The 26,635-nt window shown below is 60.8% G+C and carries 27 protein-coding genes; 12 read left to right on the forward strand and 15 right to left on the reverse strand.

All coding sequences use genetic code 11. The features are described 5' to 3' along the window. Positions 1 to 8: 8 nt before the first annotated feature. Genes ASD03_RS06545 through ASD03_RS06560 form a run of 4 tightly spaced genes read left to right on the forward strand, consistent with a single transcriptional unit; the run spans position 9 to position 4,840 of the window. Entirely contained in the window at positions 9 to 1,091 is a 1,083-nt protein-coding gene (locus ASD03_RS06545) for a microcin C ABC transporter permease YejB (RefSeq protein ID WP_025425405.1), read from the forward strand. After that, positions 1,091 to 2,233, forward strand: a complete 1,143-nt coding sequence (locus ASD03_RS06550) for an ABC transporter permease (protein ID WP_025425404.1) — start codon at positions 1,091 to 1,093, stop codon at positions 2,231 to 2,233. The genes ASD03_RS06545 and ASD03_RS06550 overlap by 1 nt, the downstream gene beginning before the upstream one ends. A gap of 8 nt (positions 2,234 to 2,241) precedes the next feature. Then, the gene (locus tag ASD03_RS06555; RefSeq protein ID WP_025425403.1) at positions 2,242 to 3,870 is read left to right on the forward strand and encodes an ABC transporter ATP-binding protein; all 1,629 of its coding nucleotides are present in this window, start codon (positions 2,242 to 2,244) and stop codon (positions 3,868 to 3,870) included. Between the two features lie 10 nt (positions 3,871 to 3,880). Further along, positions 3,881 to 4,840, forward strand: coding sequence for a glyoxylate/hydroxypyruvate reductase A (locus ASD03_RS06560; RefSeq protein ID WP_025425402.1), 960 nt, complete (start codon positions 3,881 to 3,883; stop codon positions 4,838 to 4,840). A gap of 105 nt (positions 4,841 to 4,945) precedes the next feature. Here ASD03_RS06560 and ASD03_RS06565 read toward each other — a convergent pair whose 3' ends face one another. The 3 genes from ASD03_RS06565 to ASD03_RS06575 all read right to left on the reverse strand — a co-directional run bounded on the left by ASD03_RS06565 (position 4,946) and on the right by ASD03_RS06575 (position 7,757). Continuing rightward, entirely contained in the window at positions 4,946 to 5,800 is an 855-nt protein-coding gene (locus ASD03_RS06565) for an NlpC/P60 family protein (protein WP_025425401.1), read from the reverse strand. Positions 5,801 to 5,806: 6 nt separating this feature from the next. Continuing rightward, complete coding sequence (locus ASD03_RS06570; protein WP_025425400.1) at positions 5,807 to 6,157, reverse strand: MarR family winged helix-turn-helix transcriptional regulator; 351 nt, start codon at positions 6,155 to 6,157, stop codon at positions 5,807 to 5,809. Between the two features lie 208 nt (positions 6,158 to 6,365). Beyond that, positions 6,366 to 7,757 carry a M17 family metallopeptidase gene (locus ASD03_RS06575; RefSeq protein WP_025425399.1) on the reverse strand — a complete coding sequence of 464 codons (1,392 nt, stop codon included), beginning with the start codon at positions 7,755 to 7,757 and terminating at the stop codon, positions 6,366 to 6,368. Between the two features lie 134 nt (positions 7,758 to 7,891). On the opposite strand from ASD03_RS06575, the gene ASD03_RS06580 reads away from it, so the two are divergent. Then, on the forward strand, positions 7,892 to 8,713 hold the full coding sequence (locus ASD03_RS06580; RefSeq protein WP_025425398.1) for a tetratricopeptide repeat protein: 822 nt from the start codon (positions 7,892 to 7,894) through the stop codon (positions 8,711 to 8,713). Positions 8,714 to 9,028: 315 nt separating this feature from the next. Here the strand turns inward: ASD03_RS06580 and ASD03_RS06585 are convergent, their stop codons facing one another. The 9 genes from ASD03_RS06585 to ASD03_RS06625 all read right to left on the reverse strand — a co-directional run bounded on the left by ASD03_RS06585 (position 9,029) and on the right by ASD03_RS06625 (position 18,139). Further along, entirely contained in the window at positions 9,029 to 10,015 is a 987-nt protein-coding gene (locus tag ASD03_RS06585) for a type II secretion system F family protein (protein ID WP_025425397.1), read from the reverse strand. Positions 10,016 to 10,024: 9 nt separating this feature from the next. Continuing rightward, on the reverse strand, positions 10,025 to 11,035 hold the full coding sequence (locus ASD03_RS06590; protein WP_025425396.1) for a type II secretion system F family protein: 1,011 nt from the start codon (positions 11,033 to 11,035) through the stop codon (positions 10,025 to 10,027). Positions 11,036 to 11,043: 8 nt separating this feature from the next. Then, positions 11,044 to 12,504 (reverse strand): CpaF family protein, encoded by a 1,461-nt coding sequence (locus ASD03_RS06595; protein WP_025425395.1) that lies wholly within the window; start codon positions 12,502 to 12,504, stop codon positions 11,044 to 11,046. A 133-nt stretch (positions 12,505 to 12,637) separates the two neighbouring features. Further along, positions 12,638 to 13,927, reverse strand: a complete 1,290-nt coding sequence (locus tag ASD03_RS06600; RefSeq protein ID WP_025425394.1) for a CpaE family protein — start codon at positions 13,925 to 13,927, stop codon at positions 12,638 to 12,640. Between the two features lie 18 nt (positions 13,928 to 13,945). Next, positions 13,946 to 14,641: a CpaD family pilus assembly protein gene (locus ASD03_RS06605; protein WP_025425393.1), complete on the reverse strand. Its 696-nt coding sequence runs from the start codon at positions 14,639 to 14,641 to the stop codon at positions 13,946 to 13,948. 57 nt (positions 14,642 to 14,698) lie between these two features. After that, positions 14,699 to 16,258, reverse strand: a complete 1,560-nt coding sequence (locus ASD03_RS06610) for a type II and III secretion system protein family protein (protein WP_051509142.1) — start codon at positions 16,256 to 16,258, stop codon at positions 14,699 to 14,701. After that, positions 16,255 to 17,067, reverse strand: a complete 813-nt coding sequence (gene cpaB, locus ASD03_RS06615; protein ID WP_025425391.1) for a Flp pilus assembly protein CpaB — start codon at positions 17,065 to 17,067, stop codon at positions 16,255 to 16,257. The genes ASD03_RS06610 and cpaB overlap by 4 nt, the downstream gene beginning before the upstream one ends. A 173-nt stretch (positions 17,068 to 17,240) precedes the next feature. Continuing rightward, positions 17,241 to 17,753 carry a prepilin peptidase gene (locus ASD03_RS06620; RefSeq protein ID WP_025425390.1) on the reverse strand — a complete coding sequence of 171 codons (513 nt, stop codon included), beginning with the start codon at positions 17,751 to 17,753 and terminating at the stop codon, positions 17,241 to 17,243. 206 nt (positions 17,754 to 17,959) lie between these two features. Further along, the gene (locus tag ASD03_RS06625) at positions 17,960 to 18,139 is read right to left on the reverse strand and encodes a Flp family type IVb pilin (RefSeq protein ID WP_025425389.1); all 180 of its coding nucleotides are present in this window, start codon (positions 18,137 to 18,139) and stop codon (positions 17,960 to 17,962) included. 252 nt (positions 18,140 to 18,391) lie between these two features. On the opposite strand from ASD03_RS06625, the gene ASD03_RS06630 reads away from it, so the two are divergent. The 7 genes from ASD03_RS06630 (at position 18,392) to ASD03_RS06660 (ending at position 24,132) form a co-directional block, all read left to right on the forward strand. Beyond that, complete coding sequence (locus ASD03_RS06630; RefSeq protein ID WP_025425388.1) at positions 18,392 to 18,814, forward strand: pilus assembly protein N-terminal domain-containing protein; 423 nt, start codon at positions 18,392 to 18,394, stop codon at positions 18,812 to 18,814. 117 nt (positions 18,815 to 18,931) lie between these two features. Continuing rightward, positions 18,932 to 19,567, forward strand: coding sequence for a TadE/TadG family type IV pilus assembly protein (locus ASD03_RS06635; protein ID WP_025425387.1), 636 nt, complete (start codon positions 18,932 to 18,934; stop codon positions 19,565 to 19,567). A gap of 23 nt (positions 19,568 to 19,590) precedes the next feature. Further along, positions 19,591 to 20,166, forward strand: a complete 576-nt coding sequence (locus ASD03_RS06640; RefSeq protein WP_025425386.1) for a TadE/TadG family type IV pilus assembly protein — start codon at positions 19,591 to 19,593, stop codon at positions 20,164 to 20,166. Between the two features lie 242 nt (positions 20,167 to 20,408). Next, positions 20,409 to 21,629, forward strand: coding sequence for a phosphopentomutase (locus ASD03_RS06645; protein ID WP_025425385.1), 1,221 nt, complete (start codon positions 20,409 to 20,411; stop codon positions 21,627 to 21,629). Then, positions 21,626 to 22,594: an adenosine deaminase gene (locus ASD03_RS06650; protein ID WP_025425384.1), complete on the forward strand. Its 969-nt coding sequence runs from the start codon at positions 21,626 to 21,628 to the stop codon at positions 22,592 to 22,594. The genes ASD03_RS06645 and ASD03_RS06650 overlap by 4 nt, the downstream gene beginning before the upstream one ends. A gap of 234 nt (positions 22,595 to 22,828) precedes the next feature. Continuing rightward, complete coding sequence (upp, locus tag ASD03_RS06655; protein WP_025425383.1) at positions 22,829 to 23,458, forward strand: uracil phosphoribosyltransferase; 630 nt, start codon at positions 22,829 to 22,831, stop codon at positions 23,456 to 23,458. A gap of 143 nt (positions 23,459 to 23,601) precedes the next feature. Next, on the forward strand, positions 23,602 to 24,132 hold the full coding sequence (locus tag ASD03_RS06660; RefSeq protein ID WP_025425382.1) for a TIGR02281 family clan AA aspartic protease: 531 nt from the start codon (positions 23,602 to 23,604) through the stop codon (positions 24,130 to 24,132). Here ASD03_RS06660 and deoA read toward each other — a convergent pair. From deoA to ASD03_RS06675, 3 genes are read right to left on the reverse strand one after another with little or no spacing between them, the layout of a single operon-like run. Then, positions 24,125 to 25,441 (reverse strand): thymidine phosphorylase, encoded by a 1,317-nt coding sequence (deoA, locus tag ASD03_RS06665; RefSeq protein ID WP_025425381.1) that lies wholly within the window; start codon positions 25,439 to 25,441, stop codon positions 24,125 to 24,127. The two genes, ASD03_RS06660 and deoA, sit on opposite strands and share 8 nt — an antisense overlap. Next, entirely contained in the window at positions 25,438 to 26,244 is an 807-nt protein-coding gene (locus tag ASD03_RS06670) for a purine-nucleoside phosphorylase (RefSeq protein ID WP_025425380.1), read from the reverse strand. Before ASD03_RS06670 ends, deoA begins: the two co-directional genes overlap by 4 nt. Further along, on the reverse strand, positions 26,241 to 26,633 hold the full coding sequence (locus ASD03_RS06675; protein WP_025425379.1) for a cytidine deaminase: 393 nt from the start codon (positions 26,631 to 26,633) through the stop codon (positions 26,241 to 26,243). The genes ASD03_RS06670 and ASD03_RS06675 overlap by 4 nt, the downstream gene beginning before the upstream one ends. Positions 26,634 to 26,635 lie beyond the last annotated feature (2 nt).

Below are 26,635 nucleotides of genomic sequence, written 5' to 3' on the forward strand. Positions count from 1 at the left end.
CTGGCCTGATGGGTGCCTATATCCTGCGACGCCTGCTGCTGATGATCCCGACGATCATCGGGATCATGGCGATTTCTTTCACAGTCATTCAGTTTGCGCCCGGCGGACCGGTCGAACAGGTGATTTCGGACCTGACGAACGCCGGCGGCTCCGACCGGCTGAGCGGCAGCAGCGGCGACCTGATGCAGACCGGTGGCGATCAAGGCGGCCAGTACCGAGGCGCCCAGGGGCTCGACCCGGAATTCATCGCCAAGCTCGAAAAACAGTTCGGCTTCGACAAGCCGCCGCTCGAACGCTTCGGCACGATGATGTGGGACTATATCCGCTTCGACTTCGGCGAGAGCTTCTTCCGCAACACGTCGGTCATCGATCTGATCAAGGAGAAGATGCCGGTCTCGATCTCGCTGGGGCTCTGGATCCTGCTGTTTTCCTACGCGATCTCGATCCCGCTCGGCATCAAGAAGGCGGTGTCTGATGGATCGACCTTCGACATCTGGACCTCGGGCATCATCATCGTCGGCTATGCCGTTCCGAGCTTCCTTTTCGGCATCCTGCTGATCGTCGTCTTTGCCGGCGGCTCGTTCCTCGACTGGTTTCCGCTGCGCGGCATCGTTTCCGACAATTTCTGGCAACTGCCCTGGTGGCAGAAGATCCTCGACTACTTCTGGCACATGACGCTGCCGCTGATCACGCTTTTGCTTTCGGCCTTCGCGACAACGACGCTCTTGACCAAGAATTCGTTCATCGACGAGATCAAGAAGCAGTATGTGACGACGGCGCGCGCCAAGGGCCTGAATGACCGTCAGGTGCTCTACGGCCACGTCTTCCGCAACGCTATGCTGATCATCATCGCCGGTTTCCCGAGCGCCTTCATCTCGGCCTTCTTCACCGGTTCGCTGTTGATCGAATATATCTTCTCGCTCGATGGCCTTGGGCGGCTCGGCTATGATTCCGTCGTCAAGCGCGACTATCCGATCGTCTTTGCGACGCTGTTCATCTTCTCGCTGATGGGGCTGCTCGTCAGCCTGCTCTCCGACCTCATCTACACCTGGGTCGATCCGCGCATCGATTTCGAGCGGAGGGACGTGTGATGAGCACCGTAACCACTGCCCCCACCCAGGTTGCCGCCCCGCCGCGTGGCTGGCTGTCGCCGGTCAACAAGCGGCGCTGGCAGAACTTCAAGGCGAACCGGCGCGGCTACTGGTCGCTCTGGCTGTTCCTTCTGCTGTTCGTGCTCAGCCTGTTTGCCGAATTCATCGCCAACGACAAGCCGATCATCGCCTCCTACAAGGGCGAGATCCTGTTTCCTGCGGTGGTCAACTATCCGGAGGAGAAGTTCGGCGGCTTCCTTGCCGAGACCGACTATCGCTCCGACTACATTCGCGACGAGATCGAGGGCAACGGCTGGATGATCTGGCCGCCGATCCGCTACTCCTACCAGACGGTCAACTCGAACATTCCGCATTCGGCGCCGACAAAGCCCTTCTGGCTGATGAGCACGGAGGAACGCTGCTCGGCCTATCCGGAAGGCACCGCCGACCGCAACTGCATTGCCGGCAACCTCAACTGGCTCGGCACCGACGACCAGGCGCGCGACGTGACGGCGCGCATGATCTACGGCTTCCGCATCTCGGTGCTCTTCGGGCTGGTACTCACCATCGCCTCCGCGATCATCGGCGTGACGGCCGGCGCAGTGCAGGGCTATTTCGGCGGCTGGACCGACCTCTTGATGCAGCGCTTCATCGAGATCTGGTCGTCGATGCCGGTGCTCTACATTCTCTTGATCATCGCCGCGATCCTGCCGCCGGGCTTCTTCATCCTGCTCGGCATCATGCTCTTGTTTTCCTGGGTCGGCTTTGTCGGCGTCGTGCGCGCCGAGTTCCTGCGGGCACGCAACTTCGAATATGTGAATGCAGCGCGCGCGCTTGGCGTCGGCAACGGCACGATCATGTACCGTCACCTGCTGCCGAACGCGATGGTGGCGACCCTGACCTTCCTGCCGTTCATCCTTTCTGGCTCGATCACCACGCTGACCTCGCTCGACTTCCTCGGCTTCGGCATGCCGCCGGGCTCGCCTTCCCTTGGCGAGATGATCGCGCAGGGCAAATCCAATCTGCAGGCGCCCTGGCTCGGGCTGACGGCCTTCTGCGTCATGTCGGTGATGCTGTCGCTGCTGATCTTCGTCGGCGAAGCGACCCGCGATGCCTTCGACCCGAGAAAGACATTCCGGTGAGCGCGACGATGACCGATCCCATTCTCTCCGTCCGCGATCTGTCGGTCGCTTTCCATCAGGGCGGTAACACCTCGCTTGCGGTCGATAGCATTTCCTTCGACATCAAGCGCGGCGAAACGGTTGCGCTTGTCGGTGAGTCCGGCTCCGGCAAGTCCGTGTCCGCCAACTCGATTCTGAAGCTCCTGCCCTACCCTTCGGCAAGCCATCCGAGCGGCGAAATCCACTTCAACGGCAAGGACCTGCTGAAGGCCAGCGATGCGGAGCTGCGCCATGTGCGCGGCAACGACATCACGATGATCTTCCAGGAGCCGATGACATCGCTCAATCCGCTGCATCCGATCGAACGGCAGATCGGCGAGATCCTGGAGCTGCATCAGGGACTGGAAGGAGCCGCGGCGCGCACGAGAATTCTCGAGCTCTTGAACCAGGTCGGCATCCGCGAGCCGGAGAAGCGGCTTGGCGCCTATCCTCACGAGCTTTCCGGTGGCCAGCGCCAGCGCGTGATGATCGCCATGGCGCTCGCCAACCGGCCGGAGCTTTTGATCGCCGACGAGCCGACGACGGCGCTCGACGTCACGGTGCAGGCCCAGATCCTCGAACTCTTGAAAACGCTGAAAGACGAGCACGGCATGTCGATGCTGTTCATCACCCATGACCTCGGCATCGTGCGAAAAATCGCCGACAGGGTCTGCGTGATGACCAAGGGCAAGATCGTCGAGACCGGGCCGACCGCCGAGATCTTTGCCAATCCACAGCATGCCTATACCCGCCACCTGCTCGCATCCGAGCCAAGGGGTAACCCGCCGCTTTCGGACGCCTCGAAGCCAGTCGTCATGGAAGCGGCTGATGTGAAGGTTTGGTTTCCGATCAAGGCCGGCTTCCTGCGCAAGGTCGTCGACCACGTGAAGGCGGTCGACGGCATCGACCTTAAGCTGCGCGCCGGCCAGACGCTCGGCGTCGTCGGCGAATCGGGTTCCGGCAAGACGACGCTCGGTCTGGCGCTGACGCGGCTGATATCGTCCAAGGGACGGATCGCCTTCGTCGGCAAGGACATCGCCGCCTACAGCTTCCGCGAAATGCGGCCGCTTCGAAACCGGATGCAGGTCGTCTTCCAGGACCCTTACGGTTCTCTGAGCCCGCGCATGTCGATTTCCGACATCATCGCCGAAGGGCTGAAAATCCACGAGAGCGCGCTGTCGGACAACGAGCGCGATCAACGCGTCGCCGCAGCGCTCGAGGAAGTGGGGCTCGACCCCGCCACCCGCTGGCGCTATCCGCACGAATTCTCCGGCGGCCAACGGCAGCGCATCGCGATTGCGCGTGCGATGGTACTGAAGCCGAAATTCGTGATGCTGGATGAGCCGACCTCGGCGCTCGACATGAGCGTCCAGGCGCAGGTGGTCGACCTGCTGCGCGACCTGCAGCACAAGCACGACCTCGCCTATCTCTTCATCAGCCACGACCTCAAGGTTGTGCGGGCGCTTGCCAACGAGATGATCGTGATGCGCATGGGCAAGGTCGTCGAGCAGGGCCCGGCGGAGCGCATCTTCAATGCGCCGCAGGAGGATTATACCAAGGCCCTGATGGCGGCAGCCTTCAACCTCGAAGCCGTCAACCTGTCCGCCATCCGCCAGTAGAGTCCTAACAATGCCCTCGAAAAGCTCCGTCATCATCGATCTGAAGTTCATTCCCGAGGAGGTTGCGGCAGCCCTGAAGGGCGCCTTCCCGGACCGGGAGGTGATCAACCGAGCCGATGCCATCCACGACAATCGCGATCTCTCTGATATCGACTATGCCGTGGTGTGGAAATCGGCACCGGACCTTTTCGAGAGAGCGCCGGATCTCAAGGTGGTGTTCTCCGGCGGCGCCGGCGTCGACCATGTCCTGACGCTGCCGGGATTGCCGGATGTGCCGCTTGTGCGCTTCGTCGATCGCAGCCTGACGACACGCATGAGCGAATGGGTGGTGATGCAATGCCTCATGCATCTGCGCCAGCACAGCACCTATGAGGCGCTGGCGGCAAAGCGGGAGTGGCGCGACCTTTCCCAACCCGAGGCGGCGGACATTACCGTCGGCATCATGGGCATGGGCGTGCTTGGACAGGATGCGGCCCGTAAGCTTTCGGCCTTGGGCTTCAAGGTCGTCGGCTGGTCGCGCAGCACGAAGGCGATCGACGGCATCGAGACCTATGGCGGTGACGAGCTGGACGCCTTCCTGGCGCGCACGGACTTCCTGGTTGGCCTGTTGCCGCTGACGCCGGAGACCCGCGGCATCTTCAATGCCGGACTTTTTGCCAAGCTGAGCCGCAACGGCCCCTTTGGCGCCCCGGTCTTCATCAATGGCGGCCGCGGCGGCAGCCAGGTCGAAACCGATATCTTGAGCTCACTCGATTCGGGCCTTCTCGGCGCAGCGTCCCTTGACGTTTTCGAGCAGGAGCCGCTTTCGCCAGAAAGCCGCTTCTGGCAGATGCCGAATGTCTATGTAACGCCGCATGTCGCAGCTTCGTCCGACGTCAAGGCGCTGTTCCGCCACGTCGAACAGCAGATCGCCCGCCTCGAAAGCGGGCAACCTTTGCAGCACGTCGTCGATAAATTAGCCGGCTACTGAGCGCTTAGAACGCTTCCGGCCTCGAGAGAGCCGCCCAAACCCTCTATCTCTTTGTTTTTGCGCATTACCTGACGGAAAACCGCTTCGCACTTTTCCTGGAAATGCTTAAGGGCGGCGATAGCCCGTCGGCTGGTCGTAGAGCCAACCGATGCGTTCGATCGACGCTTCCAGTCCCTCGCGGGCAACGGTCATCGTATGGCCGTTGGCATGGATCAGCGTTTCGTCGTCTTCCATCAGCGCAACGTGGCCCTTCCAGAAGACGAGGTCGCCGCGCCTAAGCTCCTCACGGGCGATCGGCGTTCCCAAGCCTGCAGCCTGCATGTCGGAGTCGCGCGGGGCGAGCTTGCCGACCATCATCATCGACAGCTGCACAAGGCCGGAACAATCAATGCCGAAACCGGAACGACCGCCCCAGAGATAGGGAGTTTCGACGAAGCGGGCGGCAACCGAGACATAGTCTCCGGGCACGACGCTGCCGACCTCGATGCAATGGTTGGCGATCACCGCCTGGCCGCCGTCGAGCAGGAAGTAGCGCGTGCCACGGGTCTCGCGCTCGTCGACAACGCTGAGACGGCTGCCCATCGACAACGGATAAACAGTCGGAAAACGCAAGTCATGACCGGAATAGACGAAGGTGCGCGGGGCCGAGACGATGTGCGTCGGGCTCTTGACCACCGGCGCAAGGCAATATTCCGGAAGGTAGCCGACATAGCCGTCGAGATCCGCCTTCACCCAGCACCAGCTCTCGTTGGTATCGAGCACCCGAACCGATTCGCCGAGCAGCAGTTCGGTATCGGTACCGCAGGCAAGATCGGGCTTTGCCCTGAGCGGCGTTACCGGCACGGAGACGCGGGCAACGCTTCCCTCGACATAGCGCTCGGCCTCCACGACACCGCGAAGGCGGCTTTCGGCGAGGTCGGCTCGATAGGCATTCAGGCGGCGATCGGGAAGTGTCGACATGTCAACTCACTTAGGCTGTTTGCGGCCCTGATCAATGATCAGATCGCCGAATTTTTCAAGATAGAGAGCACCGTCGACTGTCCTTTTGATGACCACGTTGCGCCGATCGCGGTCGTCGCGGGCGCGGTCGACAAGGCCGAGGGCGCCCATGGTATCGAGTGCTCGCGTGATCACCGGCTTGGTGACGCCAAGGGTTGCGGCAAGGCCACGAACGGTGTGGGGCGGCGGCACGAGATAGATCTGCAAGAGGATCGCCATCTGGCGCAGCGTCAGATCGCGACCGTCCACCCGCACCTGTTCCAACGATACCATGTGCCAGAGCCCGAGGGCCTGGGAGGGCGTAAGCTCGACCGGCAATGGCAACTCCTGCGCAACCGCATGAATCCCTCGATCGCTCTCCGGTTCGAGGATTCAAACAGACAGTCAACGAACGACAGCGACCAATACACTTCCAAGGGAAGCGCGGCGCTGCGGTAGTCCGCCACCATAGCGGCGGACCGTTACGCAAGCGTTGCTTTTTCGGACGACCGGCGCAGGGTCAGCGCCGGTCGTCTTCATCAGAGACTTACTTGGCGATCCGCCCGATATGCTGATAGAGCGCGCGAATAGCCTGAGCCTCACCGCCAACAGGCGAATGCGGCCGCTCGGACTGGGCCCACCCGAAGATATCGAAATGCACCCAGCTTTTGGTGTTGGTGACGAAGCGCTTGAGGAAGAGCGCTGCGGTGATCGAACCTGCCATGCCGCCCGAAGGCGCGTTCGTCAGGTCGGCAATGCGCGCGGAGACGTCCTTGTCGTAGCCCATGTGCAGAGGCATGCGCCACATCGGATCGTCGACGCTGAGGCTCGCCTCAGAGAGATCCTGCGCCAGCTCGGCGTCGTCGGTGAAGAACGGCGGCAGGTCGGGACCGAGTGCAACGCGGGCGGCACCGGTCAGCGTTGCCATATCGACAAGCAGCTCGTTCTTTTCCTCGTCGGCATAGGCGAGCGCATCGGCAAGAATGAGACGGCCTTCGGCATCGGTGTTGTCGATCTGCACCGTCAGGCCCTTGCGGCTGCGATAGATGTCGCCCGGCCGGAAGGCATTGGCGGAGATCGAGTTCTCGACGACGGGGATGATGACGCGCAGATCGACCTTGAGCTTTGCATCCATGATCATCAGCGCGAGGCCCATGACGTTGGCGGCACCGCCCATGTCCTTCTTCATTAGCAGCATTGAGGAAGCGGGCTTGATGTCGAGGCCGCCGGTGTCGAAGCAGACGCCCTTGCCGACCAGCGTCACTTTCTTGTGGCCCTTCTTGCCCCAGCGCAGTTCAAGAAGACGCGGCGCTTCTGCGCTCGCACGGCCGACCGTGTGAACAAGCGGGAAGTTCTGCGTCAGAAGAGCCTCGCCCGATATCACCGAGACATCCGCCTTGTAGTGCGTCGCAAGTGCGCGGAATGCTGCTTCCAGCGCCTCAGGGCCCATGTCGTTGGTCGGCGTGTTGATGAGGTCGCGGGCAAGGAAGACGCCGGCGAGCTGACGCTTGATATCGGCAGCATCGGCATCGGTCGGGATGAGCAAGGTCGGCGGCTCGCCCTTTGCCGACTTGTAACGCTCGAAGCGATAGGAGCCGAGACCATAGCCGAGTGCCAGCCGGTTGGCTGTGAGCGGCGCCGTTTCGATATGCCACTTGCCGGGTGGCAGGGCGCGCGCGAGCTTGCCGGTCAGGAACGGCGCCTCGGATGGGTTGCCGCCCAGGCCGAAGAGCGCGCCGCCGAGATGGCCATCGGCGGATGGGATCAGAAGGACCGCGCCCGATTCGGCCTTGAAGCCGGCCTTTCGGGCCCAATCAAGCGCGATCGGATCGATGGCTCCCGTTTCGATATGCGCCGGCGTGACCGCGAAGATCGGCAGAGTCTTGCCTGCGCTGGTGTTGAACGGCGACGGCCGCTCGATGAACTGATAGGGGGCCATGGAAGTCCTCGGCTGACAGAGATGGATTCGCGCATTTAACGCTCTGTTAGGGTTAACAGATTATTGCTGGAGTGAAAGTTGCGCCGATGTTGTTTGGAGTTCTGGTGCGCGAATGCATGCTGGGGACACCGCCGATGGCCAAACGCACGATCTCATCCCTAAACGCCAACCGTCTGCTGCAAGGCGCCGCGATCGCGATCGTCGCCCTGTCTGTCGCCGGCTGTGCCAACCAGCCGAAGAAGGAGCTGACGACCGGTTCCATTTCGGGCACGTCGAAGTCGGTTCAATCGATGACCGCATCGGAACTGTCCCAGGCAGCCGAAGGCATCGGCCAGGCCTATGAGAAGAACCCGCGGGATCGCGAGGCGGGGCTCAACTACGCCAATCTTCTGCGCATGACCGGGCGCAACGAACAGGCGCTTGCCGTCATGCAGCAGGTCGCCATCAACCATCCGCAGGACCGCGAGGTCCTCGGCGCCTACGGCAAGGCGCAGGCAGCGGCCGGACAACTGGATCAGGCACTGAACACGATCAGTCGCGCGCAGACGCCGGATCGGCCGGACTGGAAGCTGAAATCGGCCGAGGGCGCGATCCTTGACCAACTCGGACGTGCCCAGGAGGCGCGCCTGCGCTATCGCGAAGCGCTCGAGCTCAAGCCGAACGAGCCTTCGGTGCTCTCCAACCTCGGCATGTCCTATCTTCTGACCAAGGACCTGCGCACGGCGGAGACCTATCTCAAGTCCGCCGCGAGCCAACCCGGCGCCGACAGCAGCGTACGGCAGAACCTCGCACTCGCCGTCGGGCTGCAGGGACGCTTTCAAGAGGCCGAAACGATCGCCCGCCAGGAGCTTTCCGGGGAGCAGGCAGAAGCCAACGTGAAATATCTGCGCTCGATGCTGTCGCAGCAAGGTGCGTGGACGCAGCTGGCCAAGGCGGACGAAACTAACACCAACTGAGATCACGGAACGGAACCGGTGTCTGTCGCACGCCCCAAGCCCGCTACAGCGACCTTTGCGCGTCTAATAAGACGTGCTGCGCTGTAGGAATCGCTGACTGCGCTTTAAGCCTTTGTTTTTGCGCATGTCGCGCAAAAGTGCGTAGCGGTTTTGCGATAGTGACATGCGCTAGGCTGATCTCAAGCCGCCTCTGATTTGCAAGCCTCCACAGCCTCGCGCGTTCAATGGAATACGCGACGAGCGCCATGGGCGGCCCGACTTTTCGGCACAATCTCCCAAATTGCATCCGCTCTGAAGAATTGTGCAGCAGCGGGATCAGAAACGATCGGCGACCTGGATGCCGGCCGGACCGAGGATGACGGCGACGAGAACCGGCAGGAAGAACAGGATCATCGGCACTGTGAGCTTGGGCGGCAGCGCCGCCGCCTTCTTTTCAGCGGCATTCATGCGCTGATCGCGGCTTTCCTGCGCCAGAACGCGCAGCGCCTGGGCAATCGGGGTGCCGTAGCGGTCGGCCTGGATCAGCGCCTGAACCACCGATTTCACATCATCGAGGCCCGTCCGGTGGCCGAGGTTTTCGAGCGCGATCCGGCGTTCGGGCAGGAAGGAAAGCTCGGCCGTCGTCAACACCAATTCCTCCGCCAGAGCCGGCGACTGGGAGGCAATTTCATCGGCAACGCGCCGCATGCCAAGCTCCATCGAGACGCCGGATTCAACGCAGATCAGCAGGAGATCGAGCGCATCCGGCCAGGCGCGACGAATGGAATGCTGTCGCTTCGAGATGGCGTTGGCGACAAAGATGTTCGGCGCATAGAAGCCGACATAGGCAAAACCGACGGCAAATGCGAACCGCATCATGAACGGCTTTTCGGCAAAATTGCCGAGCACGAAAATATAGATGATCGCGATGACCAGGAACAGGAACGGAAGGCAGAAGCGCGCGAAGAGGAAGGTGTTGAGCGCGTTCTGGGACCGATAGCCCGCCGTCTTGAGACGGTTGACCGTGTTGTCGTCAACGAGGGCTTTGCGCAGATTCAGCCGCTCGACCACCTGGCGAACGGACGTATTGTTCTGACCGCGCAAATTGGCCTTGCCGCTCGAGACTTCGGCCGCCAGGCGCGCGCGTTCCCGTGCGCGGATCTGTTCGCGCTCGGTCGCCACCGATTTCATCCGCTTGCCGAGGTCTCCGCGCTCCAAGAGCGGCACCACGAGAGAATAGAAGGTCGCCAGCACTGCAAATGAGACAAGAACGGCAAAGACGACATTGGGATCCGTCAGTGTCTTGATCAATCCTTCGCTCATAATCGTCCCTCAGATATCGAAATTGATCATGTTGCGCATCACCAGAATGCCGATACTCATCCAGACCAAGCCAGCGCCAATGATGAGATGGCCGCGCGGGTCAGTGAACAGGACCATCATGTAGTCGGGTGAGGTAACGTAAACGAGGAACGACACGATGAATGGCAGGGCGCCAATAATGCAAGCCGAAGCCTTTGCCTCCATCGACAGAGCGCTGACCTTGGCCTTCATCTTCTTTCGTTCACGCAACACCTTCGACAGGTTGCCGAGCGCTTCGGACAGGTTGCCACCCGCCTGCGCCTGAATACCAATAACAATGGCGAAGAAATTCACCTCTGCCAGTGGAATGCTATTGATCATGCGGGCGCATGCCTCGGTGACGCTGAGGCCGACCTGCTGAGAATCGACGACGCGGCGAAATTCGGTTTTGACCGGCTCCTGGCCGTCACCGGCGATGAGGCGCAGGGCATCATTCAACGGAAGACCCGATTTGATCGAGCGAACCATGATGTCGAGCGCGTTCGGAAACTCCTCAAGGAATTTCTTGCAGCGACGCTTGATCAGGAAGCCGATGAACCAGCGTGGCAGGCCAGCGGCGGCGATCAGGCTGATGCCAGCCGAGATCGCGAGACCGGCGCCAGCCATGAGCGTGATGATGAAGGCGACGAAGCCGAAAGCCGCACTGAAAAGATAAAACTGCGTCAGGGAAATGGACAGGTTTGCCTGTGCCAGGCGGGCCTTCATCGATGGCGCCGTCTTGCTCGATTTTTCCTGTTGCTTCTTCTCGAGTTCCTTCAACGAGTCCTGAACGGACTTGCGTCGCTTCGACATTTCGCTGACACGATCGCGAGCTGCCTTGACCTTGACCCGATCTGTTTCGGCGGCGCCGACTTTGCGAATTCGACCTTCCGCCTTCTTCTCGGTTTCTATCCGCGAATACAGGACAACATAGGCAAGGGCCGCCGCTGAAATTGCGACGAGGAAGGCCAGCGCCAGGACGGGGATGCCTATGCCGAACATCGCGGCTCCTAGCCCTTGTCCATAGCGTCGAGTGTCGCCGCCAGGCGTTTGTCTTCGTTGAAGTACCGGGCGCGATCCCAAAAGTGCGGGCGACCGATGCCGGTCGATACGTGGCGGCCGACAATACGGCCGTTGGCATCTTCCCCTTCGATCTCGTAGCGCATCAGATCCTGCGTGATGATGACGTCGCCTTCCATACCGACCACTTCGGTGATGTGGGTGATGCGGCGCGAACCGTCGCGCAGACGCGCGGCCTGGATGATGACGTCGATGGATCCGGAGATGATCTCGCGCACAGTCTTGGCCGGCAGGGTGTAGCCGCCCATGGCGATCATCGATTCCATACGCGCCAGGCATTCGCGCGGCGTATTGGCGTGGATCGTCCCCATGGAACCGTCATGGCCGGTGTTCATCGCCTGCAGCAGGTCAAACACCTCAGGTCCGCGCACTTCGCCGACGATGATGCGCTCGGGCCGCATACGCAGGCAGTTCTTGATGAGATCCCGCATGGTGATCTCACCCTCGCCTTCGATATTCGGCGGTCGGGTTTCGAGGCGAACCACGTGCGGCTGCTGCAATTGCAGTTCGGCGGTGTCTTCGCAGGTAATCACTCGCTCGTCGAGGTCGATGAAGCCGGTCAGGCAGTTCAGAAGCGTCGTCTTGCCCGAACCGGTACCGCCGGAGATGACGATGTTGCAGCGGACGCGGCCGATGATCTGGAGAAGGACTGCCCCCTCGGGCGTGATTGCGCCGAATTTCACCAGCTGATCGAGCTTCAGCTTGTCCTTCTTGAATTTGCGGATCGTCAGTGCGGTGCCGTCGATGGCGAGCGGCGGCGCAATGACGTTGACGCGCGAGCCGTCAGGAAGACGCGCGTCGCAGATAGGGCTGGATTCGTCGACGCGCCGCCCCACCTGTCCGACGATCCGCTGGCAAATCGACAGGAGCTGGGCATTGTCACGGAATCGGACTTCGGATTCGATCGTCTTGCCGCCCACTTCGATGAAGGTCTGACCGGCACCATTGACCATGATATCGGCAATATCATCGCGCGCGAGCAACGGCTCCAACGGTCCATAGCCAAGGACGTCATTGCAGATATCGTCGAGCAGTTCCTCCTGCTCGGAGATCGACATCGCGAAGTTCTTGATCGTGATGATGTCATTGACGATATCGCGAATTTCTTCGCGTGCGCTTTCCGTATCTAGCTTGGCCAGCTGCGACAGATCGATCGTATCGATCAGCGCGGAGAAAACCTGCGACTTCGTATCGTAGTAGTCCTCGTTGCGGGCGGGTCGCTTTCTTTGTGCCGGAGCTGGCGATTGCGGACGCGACGCCGGTGCTTGAGCATCGCCAAGCACCGGCACGTGGGCGATGACGGCCGCTTGCGTGGCAGGGACGATCGGCGGCAGAGCAGCACCTGTCGTGCCGCTCTTGCCGAAGCCTTCGTTTCCGCGTTTGCCGAACATGTTCCTGATCCGTCCGTTGTACAGCGCCGCGTGTCAAACATGACGCGCTAAGGACGCTGTAACACTTTAGATTTGCTGCATAATTTTCTTCTTAAATCGAATCCGACTTAAGGAATTATGCGGTATGCGTGGTCTATTTCTTGCCCAGCGCCGCGAGCATCTTCCCGAGGCCGCCGCGTCGCGCCTTCTTCATCGACGCACGGCCGGTCAGCAGGTGCGCGAGTTGGGAGAAGGTTTCGGCGGCGGCGGATTTTTTGTCTATCTCCGCAATCATGCGGCCGCTGTTCGACGCGTTGCCGAAGAGAACGGCGTCGAACGGGATGATAGCGGCCGCTTCGATTTCCAGCGACTCGCAGAATTCGCTCACCGCAATCTCCGGACGCTTCGGCATGCCCACCTGATTCAAGATGAGATGAGGTTGCTTGTCGTTCGGCCGAAGCTTCTTCAAGGCATCGAGCAGGTTCTTCGTGTTGCGAAGACTTGCGAGATCCGGCACGGCTGTGATCACGATCTCATCGGCTTCGCCGAGAACCGCGCGCGTCCATTCCGTCCACATATGCGGGATGTCGAGCACCGAAACGGGTGCACTGCGTTGCAAGATCTCGAGGATCGGATGAAAGGCGCCACCCTCGAAGTCATAGGCGCGATCCAGCATCGACGGCGCCGCCAGCAGCGAAAGATGCTCGGAGCATTTGGTCAGAAGACGATCGAGAAAGACCTCGTCGAGCCTCTCCGGTGCGAAAACCGCTTCCGAGATACCCGTTGGCGGGTCCTGATCGAAATCGATATTGGCCGTGCCGTAGGGCAGGTCGAGATCGGCAAGAATGGTTTCGGTCGAAAAAAGGTTAGAAATGCCCCAGGCGCAATTGTGCGCGATGGCCGAGGAACCGCTGCCGCCCTTGGCGCCGATAAAGGCCAGGCTGCGCCCCAGCGGCTCGGCGTCGGGATCGACGAAAATCGATGAAACCGCCGACAGAATATCCGGCATCGCCACCGGCGCGACCATATACTCGGAAATGCCGTTGCGGATGAGATCGCGATAAAGAGCGATATCGTTGTGTTTGCCGATGAGAACGACCTTGGTGCTGGGGTCGCAGACCGCAGCCAATGGCGCGAGTTCCGTCAGCAGCGACCGCGGTTCTGTCGACGTTTCCAGGATAATCAGATTGGGCGTCGACACCGTCGCAAACATGTTTGCCGCAGCATCGATGCCGCCACTGTTGATGCGCAGGCTGACCTTCGCCATGCGGCGGTCCTGGCCGCAACGCTCCATCAGCCGCTGCATCGCCTCGCTTTCGCAAAAGGCATGGATAGAAATGCGCGGCAGCGGACGGACCTGCTCGAGGTCGCCCGGTTGAACCGTATCGAAAACGGAATCGCCCGCCCCGGCCCCCGTTTCGATCCTGTACTCAATGGTGCTCATCTGCTGATCCCAACGATATCAATTGACGATGATGACGGGTCCGTCACTCTTTTCGGTTCCGCGCCAGTCCGTGATGACCTGGCCGCGCTGCTCCGCATCGATCGGCGACATCTGGCGCGGGCCGAGCAGATCGGTCGGATTGGAGATCTGGGCCGCCAGATTGGATTGCGACGCGCAGCCGAAATTATAGTAGTTGCGGTTCTGGATCGTGTTGAGTGCAACGTCCTCCGGCCACTCGCCACAGGGACCGGTCTGGGCGGTGATCGCCACATAGCTCAAGCGAACCGGAGCGGCATCACCCATGGGACCGGCCTCGTAGCCGGCCTCGATCAGTCGCTTCGCGGGAACGCCGGCGGCGACGAGAACGCCGCGGATCTCCTTGCGCATGGCCTGCGCGGCGTGGCTGTTTGCCGAGCCACGCGGCAGCATGATCTGGACGACACCGGTCGATGAATTGCGATAATCGGCACCAAAGCCGCTGATGACGTCGCGCGTGCCTTGCGTCAGCCGACGGTCACCGGAGGCAATGGGGATATCGATCGTACGCTCGCCCTCGGCAAGCACGATCGGATGCCGTGTCCGGTAATCATCGGGGATAGAGCCCGTCGAAAGATTATCCTTGGTGCCGCAGCCGACAAGCAGCCCGGCAGCCACGAGGAGGATTGCAGCACGCCGCAAATGACGGACGGGAACTCCGGATCTGTTGAGGGACATGGCACTCGGCCTTTCAGAATTCTCGTGGAAGCTGCTTCGCGTTTGCATGACCCAGCCCTATTTGTAGATGAAGCCAACATTGCCATGGTACTGACCCGCCGGTGCGGATGCTTCCGGGCGCCCGTAGATGCGGTTCACGCGACCAAGGAAGAAGCTGTCGAGATCATTGGCAGGGTTGAAATTGTCGTCGGGCCTGGCGATCGCGCTTCTGGCAACCGGGCGCACGAGGTAGGGCGTCGCAATGATGACAAGTTCGGTTTCGTTGCGCACGAAATCCTTGCTGCGGAAGAGCGTTCCGAGGACCGGGATTTTCGATGCACCCGGCAGGCCGGACATTGCCTGACGGATATTGTCCTGCACGAGGCCGGCGATGACGATAGAGCCGCCCGAGGGAAGCTCGACACTGGTCGACGCCTCGCGCCTGCGGATGCCGAGGAAGGTGTTGCCAGGGACAGAGGTGAAGCCGTTGCCGGTGACGATCGAGCCCTCATAGGTCGGCTCGGAAACGTTGGTTTCGATCTGCAGACTGATACGGCCCGGTCCCAGGACGACCGGCTTGAAGTTCAGGCGAATTCCATATTCGACGTCGTTGATCTCACGCGTAACCGTTGGGTCGCCGGTTTTGTCGTCGACCTTGACTTCCTGGGTGCCGCCGAGCCGAAATTCCCCGCCGACATAGAAATTGGCCTCTTGTCCCGAAATTGCCGTCAAGGTGGGTTCGGCCAGTGTGCGCATGACACCGGCTTGCTCCATCGCATTGATGTAGCTCGAGATCGTCGTTCCGCCGATGGATCCCTTGATCAGCGCGTTTGCGCCGACACTGATCGCATCACCGAGGTTTGCAGGATTGCGGAAGCCGATACCGCTCTCGCCGTCTCCTACACGCCCGTTGAAGCCCAATTGCTTCAAGACCTGGCGGCTCACTTCGGCAACCGTCACCTTCAGCGTGACCTGATCGTCACCTTCGATGGTCAACAGGTTGACAATCTGCGAGACCTGCCGATCCTCGGCAAAGATATCGGCATCACCATTGTTTCCCTGCGCAGTGATGTTGCGTGTCGTCGCTTCACCGCCCTGCAGGAAGGCCTTGGCGAGATCGACGGCTCGCGTCGAATCGAGCGGTGTGCGCACGGTACCCGTCAGCACGATGTTGTCGGAGATGATCTCAACGTTGATTTCGGCATCGGGAATGAAACGACGCAGGTTTGACTGCAGATTGGCGATGTCGCGCTCAACCTCGACGTCAAGACTGACGATCTCTTCGCCATTCGGCCCGAAGACAAAAATGTTGGTCTGCCCAACGGATTTTCCAAAGAGATAGATACGCCTGGACGTGCGCGTGACGGCATCGGCGAGCGATGGGTCGGCGACGAGAATATCATGGGCATCGGCCGGTAGATCGACGACGACGGCCTTGTTCAGCCCCAGGCTGATCTTCTTCTTCACCCCGGGCCCGCTTTCAACGATCCTGACGACCGACGAGGCGGCCGCATGGGCGAACGGGAGCGTTGGCAGCGCCATGCCCGAGAATGTCAGGCAAAACGACAGACCGGCTGCAACAGACGTCCGAAATTTGTTCCCGCTCCGCTTCACCCTGCGCTCCGCTCGATCGCTCATTGTTGCTGGCCTTGGCTGATGGCACCGTCGTTCTTGACGATCGAGCCCGACTTGATGACCTGGATGCTGGGCTGGCCATCGCCACTCAGAAGGTAATCCGCAGCGTTCGTATCGGATTCTTGAGCATCCGCGACACTGCGAAGGGCAAGTGAGATGCGTTCAGCCATTTGCTGCGCGACAGTCATGACCTTTGATTGATCCGGCGTCAGTTCCAGCGTCGCCGTGGTACCGACAACGGATTTTGAGCCGTCATCCTTCTCCTCGACCTGCTGATCGATCGCCAGCACGCGAACATTGCTGAGCACGGTTTCCGTCAGGTAGAGATCGCCGTCCGATTTACGGACCATGATGACGTCGACGCGGTCATTGGGCAGGATGAAGCCGCCGGCGCCGGTCGCCACGGTGATCTCTGTGGCAACGGCGCGCTTGCCAGCAGGCAATAGCGACGACATGATTCGGCTGGAGGAGTCCGCGACCTTCTCGCTGCGCACGGGCTCGCCGTTAAAGATCGGCAGGCGAACGACTGCGCCGGTCAGATCTTCAATGGCAGAGGGACGATTTTCTTCGGTGATGAGCCCCTCGACGACACCGTCCTTGGGCCATGCCATCCAATGGACCGCATCGCCACCTAAGCGCGACCCGACGGGCAAGCTCTTGCTCGCAACAAGGACATTGACGGTCGGCGCTCGCTCGATCAGTGGCTCCGCCATTTGTGGCGAGGGACCACGGGTCAGCTTCATCGCCAACAACCCGGCCATCGCCGCCGAGGCGACGGCCACCGCCAGTATGATGATGCGAACCGGTTTCATGATCGTTTCTGAGCCCCGCAGATATGCTGGCGTCAGGTTGATCAGGAATTGGTGTAATTATAGTTAATAAGCCGCTTACGGGTATGGTTAATAATCGCCTACCGTCGGCATAGGCCGCTTACTGCACGTGGCGAACACTTGCGGCGGCACATGTCAAAACTCGGATCGCCAGTTCAATGGAGACTGGATAACGCCATTCGCACCAATGGTGACGAGGGGTAGGCAACAAAACCGCCGGCCGCGATCGCTATCCCGTATGGAATCTTTGTGGCCGTAAACAATAGCCGCGGCATCGGAATTCGCGAGGGCAGGATGAAATCTTCATGCGCCCTGAGGAACAGGATCGCAACGGTCAACACGCCGCCAAACAGTGAGACTGAAAGCAAGAATTCCAATAGCGAACTGTTGGCCCCAAACCATAGGGCGCAAGCGGTCAGAAGTTTGGCGTCACCGCCACCCATGGTTCCGAGTGCAAAGAGACAGAAGCATAAGCCGAATACGGTAAGGGCTGTGGCAATGTGGAGCGCGATTTCCGGGATGCCGAGCCCAGCAAGGGGCGCAACGATGGTGAAGGTCGCAATCAGAACGATCGGCACCCGATTTGGAATCGTCATCGTAAAGGCGTCGGAGAAAGCGGACAACGCCAGACAAAACGGAAAAACTACGAAGATAGCAGCCACGATCACCGGTCGTCTCCTCGAGTGGAACTCATAAATTCGCCACTGCGACGTTCCATCGTTTGCGGAATACGTTTCCTGGCCTTCCAGCCAGCACACAAAAGTCCATTTTGCTGCTTGCAGCAAAGATAAGGCCGCCCCACTGGAGGGCGGCCCCGCACTTTAAGCTGATCGCCGGCGGAACCTCGCCTTGCCCTCAGAGAAAGAGGCAGTGATCAAGGAGCCGGGGTAACCTTCATGTACGAGCCGAGGTTGGTGAACTGCGTGTTCAGCTTGTCGCCCAACGCCGTCGCTCCACCGATAAGCGCAACCGAAATCAGAGCGGCGATCAGGCCGTATTCGATGGCGGTTGCGCCGGACTCGTCCTTCATCAGACGGGCAAAAATCTTCTTCATGATGATTCTCCTAACTTCACGATTGTTGTTCAGCACGTCCGCCAACTGTTGCCGTTGATCGGATGAGCTCAACCTAGTCCTGGCGAATTGCTATCGGCTTAAGGAAGACAGCTACCAAAAGATTAACGGCCCACCGCTGATTTTTGGGTAAGCGAATAGGAAATGTGCCGGCTTAGGATGCGCCGACCCGACTTAACGATTCATTCACCAAGAGTGCCGATGATGGGGCGAATGCCATCTCAGGGACCTGCCATGATTTTGCCCCTCGCGGCCAACCGGACCGCCACGCTGACACTCACGATCCTCGGCATGCTTTCGCTGATGGCGGCGTCGGCCGCAAGCGCGCAGGACGATATGATGCGCGTCTACATGGACCATGCACGGGTGCTCAAGCTCGACCGGCCGGTCGCCAAAGTCATCATCGGCAACGCGGAAGTTGCAGATGCGACGGTGGCCGACGCCCGCACGATCGTCATTACCGGCCGCAGCTTCGGCACGACGAATCTTGTCATCCTCGATCAGGACGGAAACGCCATCGTCGACGAGCAAATTCTCGTGTCGATCGACGAAGCAAACACTCTGCGCGTCTATCGACAGACGTCGCGCACAGTCCTTTCCTGTACGCCAAGTTGCGAGCGGCATGTGGAGCGCAAAACCGCAAGTGGTGGGAGCTGAGCAAACTGCGAGAAACACTGGAAATTCACTAAAATACCCGCGATTATCGCCAACGAAATATCAATAGTTACTCCCTACTTTGTGTCTCCGTCAGGCGTAACATGATGGGACGGCGCGATGAGCATCGAGCAGGAAACACTGCAGCCCCAAAAGGCCGCAAAGCCCACAAGGGGCTTATTGAGGCGTTTCCGGCGCGACAGAAAGGGCACCGCGAGCATTGAGTTCGCGATACTGGCTCTTCCCTTCTTTATGGTGATTTTCGCCTCCATCGAAACATTCGCCGCCTTCTACGGCGACCAGCTGCTGGCAAACGCCACGGAAACGATGGCGCGAAAGATCCGGACCGGCGAGATCACCTTCAACCGTGGCAAGACGGCGACTGATATGGACGAGACAAAGTTTCGCCAGGCATTCTGCGAGGAAATCTCGGTGATGTTGACGTGCTCGGCGACGGAGGCTGCCCAAGCCTCGAAGCTCTATATCGACGTCAGAAGTGTCACCGATCTCACCAAATTCCCGGTGCTCATCCCGCGAATGGACCCCTCGTCGTCGTCGTCGGATCTCAAGACAGCCGACCTGAAGTTTGCGCCGGGCGGACCCGGCTCCTTCAACGTCATGCGCGCGTATTATCGCTGGAGTGTGATGACCGATCTCATCAGGCCATTTGTGACCAACCTGCGCCCGGCCGGATCCAGCATGCCTAAAGACTATCTCATGGTTTCCACAACCACTTTCCGCACAGAAAACGAGTGAGGCGCGTCGTGAAGACTTTAGCGATGCACTGGATGACGGCAATCCGCCTGACCTTCGCAAGCTTCCGCTCGCTGCTCAAAGACCGGGGCGGGCTTGGCGGTGTCGAATTTGCCATCGTCACGCCGCTGCTGATCATGATTTACGTCGGCGCATTCGAATTATCGCTCGGCTTTACCGTAGCCGGCAAGGCTGCGCGTGCCGCCAGCGCCGTTGCCGATCTGGTTTCCCAGCAAAGCGAGGTCAACAAGACCTATTTGGGAAACATGTCGAATGTGGTGAAAAGCATCCTTGCCCCGTACGAAGGTTCAAAATACACGCTCAAGATTACCGGCATCGAGGTCAGCGGAACGAACACGGGAACCGTCGTCTGGTCGCGCGACCAAAACGGCGCGGTGCCGTATGCCGTCAACTCGACCACCACCGTTCCGAGCCAGTTTACGGCGACCACGGCCTTCGTCATCCGTACGGAGCTGATCGTGGAGCATGGACTGTTGCTGTTCGCGCCGAGCCTTGCATCCAGCACGAACACCGTAGATTTGTCCAAAACCGCGTATTTCCGCTCACGCCAGGCCGAAACCATAAAGTGCCCGGATTGCTGACCGGGGCCACTGCATGTTTCCTTAAATCCTATCCGATTTAAGGATCAAAACATGCAGCCATTCAAAGTACTACAGCGACCTTTGCGCGTCTAATAAGACGCGCAGCGCTGTAGTCGAGGCCAATTGCATTGCGGCGTCGCCGGCGGTATTCCTTCGGGATTGCGCTGGCGGCATCTGCGTCCGCGCTCGTTGCAGCACCGGAACGCAGGCCCTGCCCCGCGCTTCGGCTTACCGGAACTTTCATGGCGCGCGCGTTTCTCTTTGTCCTCGATTCCTTCGGTATAGGCGGTGCGCCGGATGCCGAAACCTATGGCGACCTGGGTGCCGACACGCTTGGTCACATCGCCGAGTTTTGCGCGACGGGCGCCGCAGATCGCGCCGGTGTGCGCGAAGGCCCGCTGCACCTTCCCAACATGTCTGCGCTCGGGCTCGTGCATGCGGCGAAATTGGCCACGGGCCGCGTGCCTATTGGCATGCCGGTTCCGGGCCGGGTCTACGGTGCCTATGGCGCTGCCAGCGAAGTCTCGCGCGGCAAGGATACGCCATCCGGTCATTGGGAGATCGCCGGAACGCCGGTCACGTTCGATTGGGGCTATTTCTCGGCCGAGGGCGACGCGTTTCCCGCCGAACTGGTCGAAGCGATCTGCCGCGAGGGCGACATTCCCGGCATTCTCGGCAACTGCCATGCCTCCGGTACTGATATCATCGCGCGCCTCGGCGAGGAGCATATGCGAACGGGAAAGCCGATCTGCTACACCTCCTCGGACAGCGTCTTTCAGATCGCCGCCCACGAGCACACCTTCGGCCTGGAGCGCCTGCTAGAATTCTGCCAGGTCGTCCGGCGCCTGCTCGACGACTACAATATCGGCCGCGTTATCGCCCGTCCCTTCATCGGCCACAACGCGCAGACCTTTGCCCGCACCGGCAACCGGCGCGACTACTCGGTGCTGCCGCCCGAGCCGACGGTCCTCGACCGGCTGGCGCAAGCGGGGCGCACCGTGCATGCGATCGGCAAGATCGGCGACATCTTCGCCCATCAGGGCGTGACGAAGCTGACCAAGGCGGACGGCAACATGGCGCTCTTCGACGCCAGCCTGGCGGCGATCGACGAGGCGGAGGATGGCGACCTCGTCTTCACCAACTTCGTCGACTTCGACATGCTCTTCGGCCACCGCCGCGATGTCGCCGGCTATGCCGCGGCGCTTGAAGCCTTCGACGCACGATTGCCCGATCTCGACCGGCGGCTGAAACCCGGCGATATCGTCATTCTCACGGCAGACCATGGCTGCGACCCGACCTGGCGCGGAACGGACCACACGCGCGAGCGCGTGCCGGTGCTGATGTTCGGCCCGGCTGTGCGCAGCCGTTCGCTCGGCGTTGCCAATACCTTTGCGCATATCGGCGAAACGGTCGCCAGACATCTCGGGATCGCACCCGGCCTACATGGGAGAAGCCTCATTTGACCGCACATCTGAAGAAGGCGGAACTGCACTGCCACATCGAGGGCGCGACACCGCCGGAATTGGCGCTGCTGCAGGCGGAGAAGTACGGGCTCGACACCAGCGAGATCATCGCCGACCGAGCCTATGTCTGGACAGACTTTACCAGCTTCGTGAAGTGCTACGACAGTGTCGCCTCGCTGTTTCGCACGCAGGAAGACTATGCACTTCTGGCCGAAGCCTATCTGACGGAACTGGCGGAGGTCGGAACGATCTACAGCGAGATCATCGTCTCGCCGGATCACGGCAACACGATCGGCCTCGGGGCCGACGCTTATCTTGAGGGGCTTGCCGCCGGCATGGAGGCCGCCAAGGCAAAGACCGGGATCGAATCGCGCATGCTGATAACCGGCATCCGTCATCTCGGGCCGGAATCGGTCGCCAAGACGGCCGAATTTGCCGCCAGGAGAGACCATGCGCTGGTCACCGGCTTCAATCTGGCGGGTGAGGAGCGCATGCACCGCGTCGCCGATTTTGCCCGGGCATTCGATATCGCCCGTGACGCCGGCCTGGGTTTGACCATTCACGCAGGCGAGCTTTCCGGCGCCTTCAGTGTGCGCGATGCGCTCGACCATATCAGGCCGTCGCGCATCAGCCACGGCGTGCGGGCGATCGAAGACGCCGATCTCGTCAAGCGGCTTGCCGACGACGGCGTCGTTCTGGAGGTCTGCCCCGGATCCAACATTTCCCTGCAGGTCTTCCCGGACTTCGCCTCGCACCCCTTGCGGACGCTGCATGGCGCCGGGGTGCGGGTGACGCTCAATTCCGACGACCCGCCCTTCTTCCACACTTCGCTAGCCCAGGAATATGACATAGCTTCTTCGGTGATGGGGTTCGGCGACGACGACATCAATAGCATGACTAGGACGGCGATCCAGGCGGCTTTCGTCGACGAGTCGACCCGCCAGAAACTGCTTGCCCTAATCTGACCGAGCCTTGCGTTCACCTACAGCGCCGCGCGTCAAATTTGACGCGTTAAGGACGCGGTAGCGCTTTAAGCTTGCTGCATAATTTTCTCCTTAAATCGATTCCGATTTAAGGAATTATGCCGTAGCGCGGGTGGTCGCGGTTGGGGATGAACACAACGAGCCGCCCAACGCCCTTGCGGCCGCGGAGCATTCCATGGAAAAAGGGCGGATACATAAACTTCGGGGAAGGTGGCCATGGACGGCGTTACAGTGATTGATCATCCGCTTGTGCAACACAAGCTGACCATCATGCGCAAGAAGGAAACCTCGACCGCCGGTTTTCGGCGGCTGCTTCGGGAAATCTCGACGCTGCTCTGCTACGAGGTGACGCGCGATCTGGAACTGACGATGGAGCGCATCGAGACGCCGATGCAGGCGATCGACGCACCGGTGCTCGAAGGCAAGAAGCTCGTTTTCGCTTCGATCCTGCGCGCCGGCAACGGCCTGCTTGAAGGCATGCTCGAACTCGTGCCGTCGGCCCGCGTTTCCCATATCGGCGTCTATCGCGACCACGAGACGCTGAAGCCGGTAGAGTATTATTTCAAGGCGCCCGAAAGCCTGTCCGAGCGCCTGATCATCGTCGTCGATCCAATGCTTGCGACCGGCAACTCCTCGATCGCAGCAATCGACAAGCTGAAGGAACGTGGCGCGAAGAACCTGCGCTTCCTCTGCCTGCTCGCAGCGCCCGAAGGCATTCGCAATTTCCAGGCCGCCCACCCCGATGTGCCGATCTTCACGGCGTCGATCGATAGCCACCTGAACGAACTCGGCTACATCATGCCCGGGCTCGGCGATGCCGGCGACCGCATGTATGGAACCAAGTAATTTTCCGTTTCTTAACCAGAGCGCAAAATTGATGAAAAACCGCCGGCAAACCGGCGGCTTTTTTGTATCGCATTAGCCATCCCCTGCTCTACTGGACTTCATCGGCGCGGGCGTCTGCGGCCCGATGCGCGGGAGGTCAGGCCATGTTCGTCCGTCTGCTGACATTCGCCGGCGGTATCGCTATTGCGGCCCTGGTCATTCCTGACCTCGCGAGTTCCTATCTCTCGAACGCTGAGACTGCCGCCACGGACAAACCGGCGGTGAACAACTCCCTTCCGGCAACGACGGCGAAATATGCTTCGGGAAAAGGCGTGGTGCTCGAAGCCGACCGCTCGGGCCATTTCTTCGGAGCGTTCCGCATCAACGGCCGCACCGAACGGGGCATGGTCGATACCGGCGCCAGCACCATCGCGATCAATGTCTCGACCGCGCGCAGGCTCGGCCTGTCTGCCGGAGCGCTTACTTTCAACGCACGCGTTCGAACGGCCAATGGCGATGTCGATGCAGCGCGGGCCAAGCTGACGAGGGTCGAAATCGGCGGCATATCGTTGCGCGACGTCGACGCCCTGGTGCTGCCCGACAAGGCGCTTGCCGGCATGCTCGTCGGCATGAGCTTCCTCGGCCGACTATCGTCCTACCGCGTCGAAAACGGCGCGCTGCATCTGGTCAGGTGATCCTTGAAAGGATTGGCGAGCGCACCTCAGGCTGAGCGTCGGCGATCGTATAGAGCGCCAGCAGCTCTTGCCGCGCATGTTCGGCCGCGGTCTCGTCCGCCGCATGGACGAAGGCGATCGGTTCGTCCTCGGCAACTCGCGTTCCCAACGGTTTCAGCTCGGCAAAGCCGACCCGATGATCGATCCTGTCGTTCGGATGTGTCCGACCGCCACCCAGAGCGATGACGGCCATGCCAAGGTCACGGGTCCGGCAGGATTGTAGATAGCCGTCTCTTTCTGCTTCCACCGGAAGGATAACTGGGGCAGGCGCCAAGTGCTGTTCGGGACGCTCGACGAAATCGGCGGGACCACCGAGCGCGTAAACCATCCTGGCGAAACGCTCAAGCGCTGCACCGTTTGCAAGCGCCGTGCGCGCCAATGCTTCGCCGGCTACCGGGTCGACTGCCACACCGGCCGCGACGAGCATCTCCGCGGCGAAAGCCATGACCACGGTTTCAAGGCGGGTGCCGCTTTTCTCGCCCTTGAGAAAGGCGACGCAGTTCCGGATTTCAAGCGCGTTTCCAGCCGCATCGGCCAAGGGCTCGTTCATATCCGTCAGCAATGCCGACGTGCGAACGCCGGCACCATTGGCGACATCAACTAGCGACCGGGCGAGTGCCTCGGCTTCGCCAGCATCGCCCATGAACGAGCCATTGCCGAGCTTGACGTCGAGCACCAGCGACTGCAGCCCGGCGGCAAGCTTCTTGGAAAGGATCGATGCGGTAATCAGCGGAACTGAATCGACGGTCGCCGTCACGTCACGGATGGCGTAGAGCCGCTTGTCGGCGGGCGCCAGATTGGCGGTCTGGCCGATGATGGCGCAGCCGACCTCGTCGACCGTCTTTCGGAATAGCGCAGCAGACGGCTGAATATCATAGCCGGGTATGGATTCGAGTTTGTCGAGCGTGCCGCCCGTGTGCCCCAATCCCCGTCCCGAGATCATCGGCACGGCCAAACCGCATGCTGCGACTATCGGGGCAAGCATCAGCGAGACGTTGTCGCCGACGCCTCCGGTGGAATGCTTGTCGACAATGGGTCGGCCGATGCTGCTCCAGTCGAGGGTTTCGCCGGAATCGCGCATGGCGAGCGTCAGCGCCACCGTCTCGTCCCGGCTCATGCCCGAAAACCAGATAGCCATAGCGAAGGCAGCGACCTGACCCTCCGAGATCGAACCATCGGAAAGGCCGCGGACGAAGCCCGTGATATCTGCCGCCTCGAGGCGCTCGCCGTTTCTCTTGCGGCGGATGATCTCCTGGGGAAGCATGGTCACTGAACCGCCGCGTCCGTGGAAATCATCTCCTTGAGAATGGCGGCCAGGCGTTTGCCGCCGACCGGCGCCATGTCCTTCGTCTCGTGATGGCTGAGTTCGCCGCCCGTCATGCCCGCGCCGAAATTGGTGATCACCGACGCTGCAGCAACCTTGAGGCCGAGGAAGCGCGCGAGAATGACTTCCGGCACGGTCGACATGCCGACCGCATCGGCGCCGAGCACGCGCGCCATGCGAATTTCCGCTGGCGTTTCAAAGCTCGGCCCGGAGAACCACATGTAAACGCCGTCCTGCAGCGGAATGCCCATCCGGTCGGCCGCGCGCCGCATGCGCGTCGCAAGCTCGGTGTCATAGGCGTTGGTCATGCCGACGAAGCGATCGTCGCTTTCGACGCCAATCAGTGGATTGAATCCGGAAAAGTTGATGTGATCCGAGATCCGCATGACCGAACCCGGCGGCAGATCATCACGCAGCGAGCCAGCGGAGTTTGTGAGCACGAGATTTTCGACGCCGAGTTTCTTCAGCGTCTGCAGCGGCACGCGCATCGCGTTGGCATCGCCGCTCTCGTAGTAATGCACCCGGCCGGACAGCATGACGACCGGGACGGCGCCGAGCAAACCTGCGACGAGTTCGCCGGCATGGCCAGAAACGCTGCTGACGGGAAAACCCGGGATGTCGGCATAGGAAATGCGTGTCGGGTTACTGACCGCTTCGACGAGCGTCCCAAGCCCTGAACCAAGGACAATACCATAGCGGGGAGCCAGGCCGCCGAGCCTGCCCCTCAGGAATTCAGCAGCGCTGCTCATCCGAGGATCTCGGTCTCGAAGCTGTGCGGTAGCAGATCGGACAGGGCGAGCGTCTTCTTCACGCCCGTCTCGTCGCAGAGGTAGATGCGCGTGCTGGCGCCGGAAAACTCCGCAAGCCGTTGCCGGCACCCGCCGCAAGGCGGGCAGAGCGCCAGCTTCTCGGCGATAACGGCGACTTCCATGATCTTGCGCTGGCCGGCCATGACCATGTGGCTGATGGCCGTGGTCTCGGCACACCAGCCTTCCGGGAAGGAGAGGTTTTCAATGTTGGCGCCGGTGTAGATATGGCCGTCTTCCGCACGGATCGCGGCGCCCACCGGAAACTTGGAATAGGGCGCATGCGCCTTGGCCATCGCTTCGCGTGCGGCTTCGAAGAGTTCGTTTTCCATAG

This window comes from Ensifer sp. Root127 (genome assembly GCF_001425225.1).
Classification (GTDB): domain Bacteria; phylum Pseudomonadota; class Alphaproteobacteria; order Rhizobiales; family Rhizobiaceae; genus Ensifer; species Ensifer canadensis.